Source organism: Streptomyces sp. NPDC059816 (genome assembly GCF_042732055.1).
Classification (GTDB): Bacteria; Actinomycetota; Actinomycetes; order Streptomycetales; family Streptomycetaceae; genus Streptomyces.
The window spans coordinates 101,658-114,854 of sequence record NZ_JBHWIQ010000024.1 but is presented as its reverse complement, the minus strand read 5'-3'; the positions used below and the strand labels follow the sequence as shown (position 1 = coordinate 114,854).

General features: G+C 74.0%; 12 protein-coding genes. 7 read left to right on the top strand and 5 right to left on the bottom strand.

What is annotated here, in order from left to right; all coding sequences use genetic code 11:
- Nucleotides 1-8 precede the first annotated feature (8 nt).
- A complete protein-coding gene (locus ACFV88_RS27655) occupies nt 9-2,156 on the bottom strand; it encodes a prolyl oligopeptidase family serine peptidase (protein ID WP_385494623.1) in 2,148 nt (715 codons plus the stop codon).
- 158 nt (nt 2,157-2,314) lie between these two features.
- Here ACFV88_RS27655 and ACFV88_RS27650 point away from each other — a divergent pair, with 158 nt between their 5' ends.
- The 4 genes from ACFV88_RS27650 to ACFV88_RS27635 all read left to right on the top strand — a co-directional run bounded on the left by ACFV88_RS27650 (nt 2,315) and on the right by ACFV88_RS27635 (nt 6,252).
- Nucleotides 2,315-2,509: a hypothetical protein gene (locus tag ACFV88_RS27650; protein WP_385494622.1), complete on the top strand. Its 195-nt coding sequence runs from the start codon at nt 2,315-2,317 to the stop codon at nt 2,507-2,509.
- Nucleotides 2,510-2,738: 229 nt separating this feature from the next.
- On the top strand, nt 2,739-3,722 hold the full coding sequence (gene mshB, locus ACFV88_RS27645) for an N-acetyl-1-D-myo-inositol-2-amino-2-deoxy-alpha-D-glucopyranoside deacetylase (RefSeq protein ID WP_385494621.1): 984 nt from the start codon (nt 2,739-2,741) through the stop codon (nt 3,720-3,722).
- On the top strand, nt 3,719-4,141 hold the full coding sequence (locus ACFV88_RS27640) for a DUF6113 family protein (protein ID WP_385494620.1): 423 nt from the start codon (nt 3,719-3,721) through the stop codon (nt 4,139-4,141). Before mshB ends, ACFV88_RS27640 begins: the two co-directional genes overlap by 4 nt.
- Nucleotides 4,142-4,320: 179 nt before the next feature.
- Complete coding sequence (locus tag ACFV88_RS27635) at nt 4,321-6,252, top strand: hypothetical protein (RefSeq protein ID WP_385494619.1); 1,932 nt, start codon at nt 4,321-4,323, stop codon at nt 6,250-6,252.
- 192 nt (nt 6,253-6,444) lie between these two features.
- On the opposite strand, the gene ACFV88_RS27630 is transcribed toward ACFV88_RS27635, so the two are convergent.
- Both ACFV88_RS27630 and ACFV88_RS27625 read right to left on the bottom strand, forming a co-directional pair.
- The gene (locus ACFV88_RS27630) at nt 6,445-7,299 is read right to left on the bottom strand and encodes a tetratricopeptide repeat protein (RefSeq protein ID WP_385494648.1); all 855 of its coding nucleotides are present in this window, start codon (nt 7,297-7,299) and stop codon (nt 6,445-6,447) included.
- On the bottom strand, nt 7,296-8,327 hold the full coding sequence (locus tag ACFV88_RS27625; RefSeq protein WP_385494647.1) for a GNAT family N-acetyltransferase: 1,032 nt from the start codon (nt 8,325-8,327) through the stop codon (nt 7,296-7,298). Before ACFV88_RS27625 ends, ACFV88_RS27630 begins: the two co-directional genes overlap by 4 nt.
- Nucleotides 8,328-8,468: 141 nt before the next feature.
- Between ACFV88_RS27625 and fdxA the strand changes: the two genes are divergently transcribed.
- Both fdxA and dapC read left to right on the top strand, forming a co-directional pair.
- On the top strand, nt 8,469-8,789 hold the full coding sequence (gene fdxA / locus ACFV88_RS27620; protein WP_019058397.1) for a ferredoxin: 321 nt from the start codon (nt 8,469-8,471) through the stop codon (nt 8,787-8,789).
- A gap of 171 nt (nt 8,790-8,960) precedes the next feature.
- On the top strand, nt 8,961-10,064 hold the full coding sequence (gene dapC, locus ACFV88_RS27615; protein WP_385494618.1) for a succinyldiaminopimelate transaminase: 1,104 nt from the start codon (nt 8,961-8,963) through the stop codon (nt 10,062-10,064).
- Between the two features lie 96 nt (nt 10,065-10,160).
- Here the strand turns inward: dapC and ACFV88_RS27610 are convergent, their stop codons facing one another.
- Both ACFV88_RS27610 and ACFV88_RS27605 read right to left on the bottom strand, forming a co-directional pair.
- Nucleotides 10,161-10,556, bottom strand: coding sequence for an ATP-binding protein (locus ACFV88_RS27610; RefSeq protein WP_385494617.1), 396 nt, complete (start codon nt 10,554-10,556; stop codon nt 10,161-10,163).
- Between the two features lie 309 nt (nt 10,557-10,865).
- The gene (locus ACFV88_RS27605) at nt 10,866-11,837 is read right to left on the bottom strand and encodes a heavy metal transporter (RefSeq protein WP_385494646.1); all 972 of its coding nucleotides are present in this window, start codon (nt 11,835-11,837) and stop codon (nt 10,866-10,868) included.
- 210 nt (nt 11,838-12,047) lie between these two features.
- Between ACFV88_RS27605 and dapE the strand changes: the two genes are divergently transcribed.
- Nucleotides 12,048-13,193: a succinyl-diaminopimelate desuccinylase gene (gene dapE / locus ACFV88_RS27600; protein ID WP_385494616.1), complete on the top strand. Its 1,146-nt coding sequence runs from the start codon at nt 12,048-12,050 to the stop codon at nt 13,191-13,193.
- Nucleotides 13,194-13,197: the final 4 nt, after the last annotated feature.

The window sequence follows — 13,197 nt, the reverse complement described above, 5'->3', positions numbered from 1 at the left end:
CCGACGGGTCAGCGCTCACCCAGCCCGAGGGCCCGCCGCAGGAAGTCGACCTGAAGCAGCAGCAGGTTCTCGGCCACGTCCTCCTGCGCCGCCATGTGCGTCACCCCGGTCAGCGGCAACACCTCGTGCGGGCGCCCCGCCGCGAGCAGCGCCGAGGACAGCCGGAGGCTGTGCCCCACGACCACGTTGTCGTCCGCGAATCCGTGCACGAGCATCAACGGCCGGTGCGGCTCCGCGGCGCCGGACAACCCGTCGTCGGTGACGAGGGAGTTGGCCTCGTACGCTTCCGGGCTCTTCGCGGGATCACCGAGGTAGCGTTCGGTGTAGTGCGTGTCGTACAGCCGCCAGTCCGTGACGGGCGCCCCCGCCACCGCCGCGTGGAACACGTCGGGCCGCCGCAGCACCGCGAGCGCGGCCAGGTACCCGCCGTACGACCAACCCCGGATCGCCACCCGGGACAGGTCCAGCGGGAACCGCTCGGCGAGCCCGTGCAGTGCGTCGATCTGGTCGTCGAGCGTCACCGTCAGGTCCTGGTGGATCGCCTTCTCCCAAGCGGGGGAGCGGCCCGGCGTACCGCGGCCGTCCGCGACGACCACCGCGAACCCCTGGTCGGCGAACCACTGGGAGGTCAGGTACGCGTTGTGCGCCGCCTGGACCCTTTGACCGTGTGGTCCGCCGTACGGATCGAGGAGGACCGGCAGTAGACCCTGGTGGGGAGACGGATCGGACGGGAGCAGGACGGCGCACGGCACGCGTCGCGTGCCCCCCTCCGTGAGCGTCACGCGCGGGGCGAGAACCGGACGTTCCGCGTACGACGCCACCTCGGCCACGGGAGCACCGTCCCGCAACACCCGCACCCGTGCGCCCGGCGCCTCCGGCACTGCCGACACCAGCACGGTCACCGGCCCCGACCGCACCGCCCGGTGCACCCCGACCTCCTGCGAGATCCGCTCGGTGCCCCACTCGTTGACGCGGTAGACGTGCACCTCACCGGTCTCCGGGGCGGCGGCCTCCGCCCCGGCCGAAGCCGCGACCAGGACGTCGTCCTCCGAGACGTCCAGGATCGCTCGCACATGCAACTGCGGACCGGTGAGCGGCCGGTCGCCCACCGCGAGCACCCGGGCGCCGCCCTCGTCGACGAGGCGCACCAACTGTCCGTCCGGCGACCAGCAGGGCGCTCCGGCGAAGAGTTCCAGCCAAGGTTCGCCGTCCTCCGCGTGCACCATCCGCGTGCTGCCGTTGTCCGGATCGAGTGCCAGGTACGCCTGCGACCGCTGGTCCCGGGTCTGCACCAGCAACAGGGGGGCTCCGGCGGCCGACCAGTGCACCCGGGCCAGGTACGGGTACCGCTCCCGGTCCCACACCACCTCCACCCGGGACCCGTCCAGACCCACGACCCACAGCCCCACCTCGGCGTTGGCCGTTCCGGCACGGGGGTAGGCGGCCCGCTGCGGCGTGCGCTCGGGATGCGCCGGATCGGAGATCCACCACCGGTGCACCGGGGCGTCGTCGGCCCGCGCCACCAGCAGCCGGTCCGATGCGGGCGCCCACCAGAAGCCCCGCGAGCGCCCCATCTCCTCGGCGGCGATGAACTCCGCGAGCCCGTACGTCACGGTGTCCGTCTCGGGCCCCACCAGGGCGCTCCCGTTCGCAGCGCCGTCGCTCGCGTCCGCACCGTCGGCACGTGTCACTCGCAGCGCGCCGGCCGACACGTAGGCCACGTACCGACCGTCCGGCGAGGGGCGCGGGTCCAGTACGGGGCCGGGCGCGGGGAGTTCGCGTACCGTGCCGGCCCGCAGTTCCCCTACGAACAGTCGTCCGGAGAGGGTGAAAGCCGCCAACTCCGCGGCGGCGTCCGTCGCGTAGTCCACGACGCCCGTGCCGGACTCCCGGCTGCGCTCGCGGCGGGCCCGTTCCGCCTCGGACAGGTGCTCCCGGGCCCCCGAGAGCACGGTGGCCGGGTCGGCGACCACTCGTTCGGTGCCTTCCGGAAGGTCCAGCACCCAGAGTGCATTCGCCCGATCGGTGCCGTTTCGCGACCGCAGAAAAATGACGCGTTCCCCGTCTGGAGCCACCGTGAACGTCCTTGGTGCACCAAGGGAGAAGCGCTGAGTGCGGGCATACTGACGGGGGAAGGACAGGGGCTCGGAAGTCATCCTCCGAGCGTAGGACGCATGCGCCCCCCTGTGCTGCCGTGAGCCGACCTTGTGCGATCCATGCGATCACGCGGATAGTTATGATCCGTGACGCAAGGTGGGTATCAACCCGCTGTCAGACGTTCGAACCGTGACGGTCATTTGGGAGGTGAACCGCCGTGGCACTCTCGATTTCGGCGGTGGTGCTGCTGGCGATCATCGTCTTCATCCTGATCAAGAAATCGGGACTGAAGGGCGGTCACGCCGTCGTGTGCATGCTGCTCGGCTTCTATCTCGCCAGTTCTTCGATCGCCCCGACGATCACCGAGGTCACCTCGAACGTCGCGGGCATGATCGGCGACATCGACTTCTGACCCCGACCCGTGGTGACGCGCCCCCTGAGGGGTGCGGAGTGTCGTGCGCGCGGGCCCGGAGGCACGTGCGCCGAGGAGTACGCGGTGGTGCGCGACCGGCGCGCCGCCGCCGCGGGACGGGACGGGCACGGCAGCCCGTCGCCGTCGCGACCGCATAAGGATCACGACAAGATCCCCTAACCCTTCGGTTCTTCCGCCGACGGGCGCCCCGTCCTCGTAGGCTGTCCACATGATGGAACTGCCCGCCCGGCGCCTGCTGCTCGTGCACGCGCACCCCGACGACGAGTCGATCACCAACGGGGCGACCATGGCCAAGTACGCGGCCGAAGGCGCCCGCGTGACCCTGGTCACCTGCACCCTCGGCGAGGAGGGCGAGGTCATCCCGCCCGACCTGGCCCGGCTCACCGCCGACCGCGAGGACGCCCTGGGCGCCCATCGCGTGCGGGAGCTGGCGACCGCCATGAAGGCGTTGGGCGTTCACGATCACCGGTTCCTCGGCGGCCCCGGCCGGTACCGCGACTCGGGCATGACGGGCCTCCCGCAGAACCGTCGCGAAGGCTCCTTCTGGAGCGCCGACCTGGACGAGGCCGCCGCCCACCTGGTGGAAGTCGTCCGTGAGGTCCGCCCCCAGGTCCTGGTCACCTACGACCCGAACGGCGGTTACGGCCACCCCGACCACATCAAGGCCCACCGCGTCGCCGTCCGCGCGGCCGACCTCGCGGCGGAGCGCGCGTACCGCCGCGACCTCGGCGAGCCGCACACCATCGACAAGATCTACTGGAACCGGGTCCCCAGGTCCGTGGTCGAGGACGGCTTCGCCCGGCTCGACGAGGCCCTGCCGGACCTGCCGTTCCCGCGCGCCGCGTCCGTCGGTGACGTCCCCGGCGTGGTCGCCGACGACCGGGTCACCACCGTCGTCGACGGCAGTGCGCACGCCGAGGAGAAGGCCGCCGCGATGCGCGCCCACGTCACCCAGGTCGAGGTCGCCGGCCCCTGGTTCGCCCTCTCCAACCAACTGGCACAGCCGCTGTTCGCCGTCGAGTACTACGAACTCGCCCGCGGCACCGCGGTCGGCACCCCGGAGACCGACCTGTTCGCCGGAGTGGCGGACGCCCCCGCACCCGGCGCCCCCGCATCCGGCGCCGGCGACACCATCGGCGCGCCCCGGTCCGTCCCGGCGTCCTCCGCCGACGAAGGGGCGGCGGCCCGATGAACGCCCCCGCACCCGACCCCGGACCCGGCGGCTTCCTGCTCCAGGGACCGCCGCCCGCGGGCCGGATCGCCGCCTACGCCCTGCTGTTCGTCCTCGGCCTGGTGATCGGTGTGGCCGGCTCGCTCCTCCAAGGGGGCTGGTTCCCCGGCGGGTTGCTGCTCTCCCTCGCCGGGACGGGCGGACTGTTCCTCGGCGGCTCGTTCGCCACCCGGACCCGGGCCGGAGCGGTGGCGCCCGCCGCGGGGTGGCTGGTCGCCGTCATCCTGCTCACCTCCAGCCGACCGGAGGGGGACTTCCTGTTCGCGACGGGCTTCGGTTCGTACGCGTACCTGCTCGGCGGGATCGCCGTCGCTGTGATGTGTGCCACCCTCGGCCGGGTGGTGCAACCGGGCGCGGATCCCGCCCGACTTGGCAAGTGACGTACCACTTCGCCGGAGCACGGCGGGGCGGGTTCGGCGTGGTTCTCCCCACGGCCGCAGTCCGCTTGCCGGCGGCGGCCAGTATGGTGGTGCGCGCCGCCGAACTACCCCAGCCTGCGACGGGGGAAACCCCTTAGCGAGGTCGAGTCGGGCGGTGGAGCCAACCGGGAGAACCTGCCTTGAGTCGTGAAACTGACAGTTCGTCCTCCGGGCCGCACGGGCGCGGAGGAGCCGCATACCCGTCGGGGACACCGGCGTACGGCACCCCCGCGGGTGCCGCCCCGGGTGTCGGGTCGGACGAGCGCCAGAGTGCCGACGCCTCCGCAGAGGACCGCAAGACGGAGACGACCCTGACCACCCGGGTCCGCATCAACATCCCCGGGTCGCGGCCGATCCCACCGGTCGTCATGCGCACCCCGGTCGCCGAGTCCGACGCGGTGCCCGGCCGGGACGCCGACACCGGGGCCACCCACCAACCGGCGGTGCCCGGCCAGGCCACCGCCCCGGTCGCCTCCGCCGCGCCGGCTCCCCGGCCGCCCGGCCAGGGCGGCGACGGCGATCCGGAGAAGCCGAGCGCGTGGTTCGCGCCCCGCAAGTCGGGCCCTGGGCGCGGCGGCCCGTCGGGCACGCCCGCCAACGGCACGCCGATGTACCCCGGTTCGCCGGCCGCCCAGGCCCCGGCGGACCACGGTCACGTTCCCGGCGGCGGCACCCTCGGGGGGCTACCCGTCGGCGGCCCGCAGGACACCCACGGCGACCTCCCGTACTTCAACCCCGGCGCGCCCGTCGGCGTCCCCCAGGGGCCCGAGGCGACCGGTGAGATGCCGCGGGTCGGGGCGCCGCGGATGAGCGACGACACCGCCGTCCTCACGCCGCAGCAGCACGCCCCGGCGCCTCCGGGCGGCCCCCTGACACCCGGCGGCCCCATCGGCGCCGTGCCCGCCGGACCCGGCGACAACGTCTCGGGACACACCCTCACCAGCGGCATCCCCGTGGTGCAGCCCGGGGTGACCCACCCCGTCCCGGGGGGCGAGGTCCCGGGAGCCGGGCCCGTCGCGCAGCCGCCCGCACCCGCTCCGGTGGTCCCGCCGCCCGCCGCCGACAAGCCGACCGCACCGGCCGGGCCGACGGGGTCGGCCAAACCGACCAAGCCGGCCAAGAAGAAGGGCCGCAGCAAGCTCGTCCTGCTCGCGGTGCTCGTCGTGCTGGCCGGCTCGGGAACCTACGGCGCCGGACTGCTGCTCAACCACTCGGACGTCCCCAAGGGCACCACCGTGCTGGGGGTCGACATCGGCGGCGGCACCCGCGACGAGGCCGTGAAGAAGCTCGATGCCGCGCTCGGCAAGCGGATCACCCAGCCGCTCCAGCTCTCCGTCGACGGCAAGACGGTGCCGCTGCGGCCCGACCAGGCCGGTCTGACCTTCGACACCGATGCCACCGTGGCGTCCGCCGCGGGCAGCGACTACCACCCGGTCTCCGTGGTCACCTCCCTGTTCGGCGAGGAGCGCGTCGTCTCCCCGTCGATGCCGGTCGACACCGAGAAGCTCCAGGTCCAGCTGGAACGGGCGGTCGGCGGCGGCAGTGGCGCGGGCGATGGCGGAATCCGCTTCGAGGGCGGCAAGGCCGTCGCCGCCTACGGCAAGCCCGGCAAGGGCGTCGACGTGAAGGGCTCCCTCCTGGCCATCGAGGAGGCGTTCCGGGCCCAGGTCGAGACGGGCAGGTCCGCGCCCGTCAAGCTCGCCGCCACCAGCCGCGAGCCGTCGATCAGCAAGGCCGAGGTGGACCGGATGATGAAGGAGTTCGCCGAGCCCGCGATGTCCGGTCTTGTCACCATCACCGCCGGCCCGAACGCCTCGATCCCCTTCGGCCCTGACAAGTCGTTGCCGCAGATCATCGGGGTGAAGGCGGTGAACGGCAAGCTCGTCGACACCTACGACCTGGCGGCGCTCCAGAGCCTGTACGGCAGCACCTTCGACGGGGTCCTGGTCACCCGGGGCACCGGCGAGAAGACCGCGGTGACCCCGCAGGACGTCGCCTCGGCCCTCAAGCAGGCGCTCAAGGGCAAGACCCCGGCCGAACGCACCGTGGCCATCCCCCTGAACGCGTCCTGAAGCCCGTCACGGCCCTCCGGGTGCGCGGGGGTTGCCCGCGCAGTTCCCCGCGCCCCTGTCGGGGCCGTGTGGGGGCGGACGGCGGCGGTGAGGAGCGCCCCGTCACGGGCGCGGGGAACTGCGCAAGACAACAGCGCACCGCACCGGACCACGCACCCGCACGGGACAGCACCCTGACGGCCCCGACGGCAGTCAGTTGAGCCGGGAGCGCGCGGCCCGCGCCCGCACCCGCACCTGCTCGGCCGCCCGTTCGTCCACCGCCCCGACCACCTCGGCGTACGCGTCGAACTCCGCGGCCCCGCCGAGGAAGTCGCCCCGCTGCACCAGCAGCTGGCCCCGCTCGTACCGCAGCCGCGCCGGGTGCGAGGGCAGGGCCAAGGCCAGCTCCACGGCCCACAGCGCCACGTCGGAGCGCTCGGGGCGGGCCGTCGCCCACGCCCGGATGTTGTTCAGGACGCGCACCACGATCTCCAACGGATCGGCGGGCCCCAGCGCGGCCGGATCGAGCGGCGCCCCGGTGGCCCGGACCGCCAGGGCGTCCGCGTCACCCTCCGACAGCACCCGCCCACCCTCGAACGGATCAGCGAGCACCTGCTCGTCCGGCGGGCCGAACCCCACCACGAAGTGCCCCGGCAGCGCGACCCCGTAGACCGGCGCACCGGCCCGCCGGGCCACCTCCAACCACACCACCGACAACAGGATCGGCAGCCCCCGACGCCGCTCCAGCACCGCGTGCAACAGGGACGACTCCAGCTTCCGGTAGTCCGGGGGAGCGCCCCGGAACCCGTACCGCTCTCCGAGCAGTTCCGCGACCGCACCGGCCCACTGACGGGGACCCCCGGGCCGGTACGGGAGCTCCCCGGCCAGCCGGTCCAGCTCCGTCTGCGCGGCGTCGAGCCCGGCCTCCCCGCCCGCCGCGAACGCCGGATCGGCCGCGGCGCCCACCAGCAGGCACAGCACCGCCAGATCGGGGCGCTCCGCCCGCGCCTCTTCGGCGAACCTCCGTCGCCACCAGGTGTCCCCCACGTGCCCGTCCGCCCGCCTCAGCCGCGCCCGGGCGCCCGGTAGTGGTGGTAGGCGTGATGGGTGGTGAAGCCCGCCCGCCCGTACATCGCGAGGGCGGGCGCGTTGTCCGCCTCGACCTGGAGCCAGGCGGCCGACGCGCCCTGAGCGAGCGCCCGCCCGGCCAGTGCGGCCATCACCGCCGTGCCGAGCCCCCCGCGCCGGGCCTCGGGCGCCACCTCGACGGCCATGAACCCCGCCCACCGGCCGTCCACCACGCACCGGCCGATCGCCAGCGGCGGCGCGCCCGGCTCCCCGTCGACCGAGGCGAACCACACCGTGGTCCCGGGGGCCCCGGTCGCGAGGACCTGTCGCACCTCGGGCCCCGGTTCCCGGGACCGCTGGTAGCGGCGCAGCCAGTCGACGTCGAAGTCCCGCTCCACCCGTACGGCGGCGGGGGGCTCAGCGGCCCGCTCCGGGGTGGCCAGCGGGGTCAACGGGGCGATCCGCACCTCGGCGGACACCTCCCGCGTCCAGCCCCGTGCCTCCAGCTCCGCGCACAGTTCCTCCTGCGTCCCCCGCGCCCCGGTGGCGGTCTGGAGGTACGCGGGCAACTCCCGCGCTTCGTACCACTTCCGCACCAGGGCCAGGGCCTCGTCCAACGGCACGCCCGGATCGCCCAGCGGCAGCACCGAGTTGGCCCGCCGGGTGAACCCCGCGGCGGCCCGCAGCTCCCAGTCGCCCAGCCGCTCGTGCTCCACCGGCTGCCAGGCGCGGGCGGTGACCCGGGCCAGCTCCGGGTAGTCCGCCGCCGGGCCCCGGCGGCGGGCCGGCGCGGCCGGCACGACCTTGCCCGCGACCAACGTCGCCGCGTCGATCCGCACCGCCTCGCCGGTACGCCTGGTCACCACGAGGACACCTTCGCCTTCGTCCCAGGATGTGAGAAGCCCGACCGTGTCGGTGAACGCCGCGGTGTCTCCGGGTGAGCGGTGGACCCGCCGTACGGAGACGCGTTTGCCCACGTCAGCCGGGGTAATTCGGATCTCAAGCAAACCTCGTGCGCCGAATTCCACGGTTCTGTCCACCCCTCCTGTTCGGATCATGCCCCAGAACGGAGATACTAGGTGCGGGCATCGACGACGCCGCGCTCCCGCGCGCCAGGCGGCGGAGCCTACTTCAGGCCCGCCAGCGCCCTATCGAGGAGGAACGACAGCGTGACATACGTCATCGCGCAGCCTTGTGTCGACGTCAAGGACAAGGCGTGCATCGAGGAATGCCCGGTCGACTGCATCTACGAGGGCTCGCGGTCCTTGTACATCCACCCGGACGAATGCGTTGACTGCGGTGCCTGTGAGCCGGTCTGCCCGGTCGAGGCGATCTTCTACGAGGACGACACCCCGGAGGAGTGGAAGGACTACTACAAGGCGAACGTCGAGTTCTTCGACGAGCTGGGCTCCCCCGGCGGTGCCAGCAAGCTCGGCCTGATCGAGCGCGACCACCCCTTCGTCGCCGCGCTCCCGCCGCAGAACCAGTAGGCGGACCCGGCCCGTGCGCCACCCGGCCCCGTACGGTCGTCGCCGTACGGGGCTGAGGCGTCCACGGGCCCTGTGGGTCCCCGTGACCCCGCTCGTGGCCCGCGGGCGCACCACCCGGGGCCCGGGCCGCTCACACCGCACCGCCCGCACCGCAGAAAGCGAACTGATCCCGTGTCCGCGACCGAAGCGCCCGCCGACCGCCTCCCCACCTTCCCGTGGGACAAGCTGGAGCCCTACAAGGCCACGGCGGCGGCCCATCCGGACGGCATCGTCGACCTCTCCGTCGGCACCCCCGTGGACCCCGTCCCGGAGCTGATCCAGAAGGCACTGATCGCGGCGGCCGACTCACCGGGCTACCCGACCGTCTGGGGCACCCCGCAGCTGCGGGACGCGCTCACCCACTGGTGCGAGCGGCGGCTCGGCGCGCGGGGCATGACCCACCGGGGCGTCCTGCCGGTCGTCGGCTCCAAGGAGCTCGTCGCCTGGCTGCCCACCCAGCTCGGCCTGGGCCCCGGCGACCGGATCGCCTACCCGCGGCTCGCGTACCCCACCTACGAGGTCGGCGCCCGGCTGGCCCGCGCCGAAGCCGTCACCTACGACGATCCGCGTGACCTCGACCCCACCGACCTCAAGCTGCTCTGGCTGAACTCCCCGTCCAACCCGACGGGCCGGGTGCTGTCCCGCGGCGAGTTGGCCGACATCGTCGCCTGGGCCCGTGCGCACGGGGTGCTGGTGTTCTCCGACGAGTGCTACATCGAACTCGGCTGGGAGTCCGAGCCGGTCTCGGTGCTCCACCCCGACGTGTGCGGCGACTCCCATCAGGGTCTGGTCGCCGTCCACTCCCTGTCGAAGCGCTCCAACCTGGCCGGCTACCGGGCCGCGTTCATCGCCGGTGACGAGGCCGTGCTCGGCCCGCTGCTCCAGCTCCGCAAGCACGGCGGCATGATGACCTCGGCGCCCACCCAGGCCGCGGCCGTGGCGGCCCTCTCGGACGACACGCACGTCGCCGAGCAGCGCGCCCGCTACCGCGCCCGGCGGACCGCGCTGAGGACCGCCCTGGAAGCGCACGGCTTCCGCATCGACCACAGCGAGGCGAGCCTGTACCTGTGGGCCACCCGCGGCGAACCCTGCTGGGACACGGTCGCGCACCTGGCCTCCCTGGGCATCCTCGCGGCCCCCGGCGACTTCTACGGGGAGGCCGGCGCCCAGCACGTGCGGATCGCCCTGACGGCGACCGACGAGCGGGTCGCGGCGGCCGTCGCCCGACTGGCCTGACCCGCCGCGCCCGGGGACCCGCGCGACACCACGGAACCGGACGCGGCACGGGGCCCGGGAAGCCGCATCCGCTTCCCGGGCCCCGTGTCGTGAACGTCAGCCGAGGGGCAGGCCGCCGGGCAGCCCGCCCTTGCCGGCGGCCCCGGTCACCCCACCGAGCACGCCACCCGCACCGCCGAGGCTCCCGGCCGCCTTCTGCGCGGCGGGGGCGGCCTTCTTGGCGCCCTTGCCCACGGTCTTGCCGGCCTGGGGCACCGCCTTCTTGACGACCTTGGCCCCGGTGTTCCCGGCGACCCCGGTCGCGTTGGTCGTCGCGCCGTCCACGGTGTTGCCGACGTTCGCACCGTCCAGGGCGGTGAGCGCGCCCACCGGCGTGTTCATCGGGAGGTCCACGGCGGCGCTCGCGGAGCCGGCCGCACCCACCACGGGCACCGCTCCCGCCGCCACGAGCAGTACGGCGCGGGCGATCCGACGGGTCAGGGGGAGGGACATGATGCTCCTTCAGACGAGGTTCAGCGAAGTCCGGTGGACCCGGCGGGCCCCTCGGACGCCGTGACTACCGAACGGACGCCCCCGGAGGTTGCGGCACCCCGAGGTAAAGACTGGGCAACGCATCGCATAATCCGTTGGACGCAAAAACGGGCAAAGGTCACCCGCGCCCCCGTGCCTCGACCGGCTCGGAGCCCGGGGCCCCCAAGGGATCCGGACCGTTCGCGGGAGGTGCGCGGACCGCGCCCGCCCCGCTGTCCCGGGCCCCGGTGCGGCCGGGCGGGAATCCCCCGCCCGGGTGACCCCCGGCCGCTACTGTCCGGTGACGATTCGGACCCGTTCGGCGGTGGTGTCCACCCCGCTGCCGGTGGCCCCCCGGGTGACCGGCCACTGACCCGGCGCGGTGCCCGGGGTCCACCGCAGGCCCGCGTACGTCACTTCCTCGATGCCGAGCGCCGCCGAGTTGGCGACCGCCCAGTGCGCCAACTCCCAGCCGCGCTGCCGGTTCCCCGGCTCACCGCCCGGTCCCCGGGACACCGGCAGCAGCACCTCGCGCCCACCCGGTGCCGGTGCCGGCACCGGCGCGGCGGACGCGGTACCGCCGTCCTCGCCGTCCGGAGTGCGGGACACCTCGGCGCCCGCCGGCGTCAGCACCTCCTGGCCGAAGTCCCGCACCAGCGCGGCCCGTACGCCCGCCGCCGAGCCCGCGACCCGTACCCCGCCGTCCTCGCAGGTCAGCGTGGCCTCCGACCGCCCCGTGAGGGCCGCGGCCAACAAGGTGGCGTCCGGCTCGTGCTTGGCGTACGCCTGGGGATAGCCACTGCGCTGCACCCGCTGCGCGGCGACCGTCAGCGGCAGCCGTGAGTACCCGGCGACCTGCTCCAGGTGCTCGTAGAACTCCGCCGACGAGTACACCGGGTCGCCGATCTGCTCCGCGGTGCCCCAGCCCTGGGACGGCCGCTGCTGGAACAGGCCGATCGAGTCCCGGTCGCCGTGGTCGATGTTGCGCAGCCCCGATTCCTGGAGCGCGGTGGCCAGGGCGATCGTCACCGCCCGTTCGGGCATCCCGCGCGCGGTGCCGACGGCCGCGACGGTCGCCGCGTTGACGGCCTGCTCGGACGAGAACCGGTACGCGGCACCGTCGCCGTTGCCCGACACCACGGTGCACAGCGCACCGCCCCGGGCGCCGTTCAGCTGGTGCACCACGACGTAGCCGGACACGGCGAGCAGCACGGCCAGGGCGATCCCGCGTCTGCCCGCGCGGTGCACACGGCGACGGCGCACGCGGCGACGGCGCCCGGCGGCAGCGGCGGACTCGGCGGCGGCAGCGGTATCGGACACGCGGCCCACGGTACTGGAGGGAGTGCCGGTGCCCCAGGGGACGGGGCGCCCCGGATCAGCGTCCCGTGCGGTGCCCCCGGCGCCGGGAACGGGGTGCTCAGCCGCGGGAACGGGGACGCGGAGGTCGGGAAAGGGGGGCGTTAGGGTCGGGCCATGGACCGCACCACGCCCGCCGCCCCCGTACCGTCGAACGCCCCCGCGCACCCCGGCCCGGGCTCCGGGGAGCACGCCGCCCTGGACCTGGACCAGGACGCCGCGCTGCTCACCGCGCAGCTCGTCGACTTCCCCTCCGAGAGCGGTACCGAGAAGCCGCTGGCGGACGCCGTGGAGCAGGCCCTGCGCGCGCTGGGGCACCTGACGGTCCACCGGTACGGGAACAACGTGATCGCCCGCACCGAACTGGGGCGCGCCGAGCGGGTGGTCCTCGCCGGGCACATCGACACCGTCCCCATCGCGGACAACGTCCCCTCCCGGCTCGACGAGGACGGCGTGCTGTGGGGCTGCGGCACCTGTGACATGAAGTCGGGCGTCGCCGTGCAGCTGCGGATCGCCCGGACGGTCCCCGAACCCAACCGCGACCTCACCTTCGTGTTCTACGACAACGAAGAGGTCGCCGCCGAGCTGAACGGCCTGCGGCACGTGGCCGAGGCGCACCCGGAGTGGCTGGAGGCCGATTTCGCCGTGCTCCTCGAACCCTCCGACCAGCAGGTCGAGGGCGGCTGCCAGGGCACCTTGCGGGTGCTGCTGCGCACGCACGGGGAACGCGCCCACTCCGCGCGCTCGTGGCTGGGCTCCAACGCGATCCACGCCGCCGCCCCGATCCTCGCCCGGCTCGCCGCCTACCAGCCGCGCTACCCGGTCATCGACGGGCTGGAGTACCGCGAGGGCCTCAATGCCGTGCGCATCGAGGGCGGGGTCGCCGGGAACGTCATCCCGGACGTGTGCACGGTCACCGTGAACTTCCGGTACGCCCCCGACCGCAGCGAGGAGGAGGCGTTGGCCCACGTGCGGGAGGTCTTCGCCGACTGCGGGGTCGACGAGTTCGTGGTCGACGACCACAGCGGTGCCGCGATGCCCGGGCTGTCCCATCCGGCGGCCCGCGCCTTCATCGAGGCGGTGGGCGGCACCCCGCGGCCCAAGTTCGGCTGGACGGACGTGTCCCGGTTCAGTGCGCTGGGCGTGCCCGCCGTGAACTACGGGCCGGGCAATCCGCAACTTGCGCACAAGCGTGACGAGCGGGTGCACACCGGGCAGATCCTCGGCGCGGAGGAGCGGTTGCGCCACTGGCTCACCTCCTGACCCG

Coding starts and splice junctions, on each gene's coding strand:
- ACFV88_RS27610 (WP_385494617.1), bottom strand. CDS start 10,556: ATGTCCCTCCCCCTGACCCGTCGGATCGCCCGCGCCGTACTGCTCGTG.
- mshB (WP_385494621.1), top strand. CDS start 2,739: ATGATGGAACTGCCCGCCCGGCGCCTGCTGCTCGTGCACGCGCACCCC.
- ACFV88_RS27655 (WP_385494623.1), bottom strand. CDS start 2,156: ATGACTTCCGAGCCCCTGTCCTTCCCCCGTCAGTATGCCCGCACTCAG.
- ACFV88_RS27640 (WP_385494620.1), top strand. CDS start 3,719: ATGAACGCCCCCGCACCCGACCCCGGACCCGGCGGCTTCCTGCTCCAG.
- dapE (WP_385494616.1), top strand. CDS start 12,048: ATGGACCGCACCACGCCCGCCGCCCCCGTACCGTCGAACGCCCCCGCG.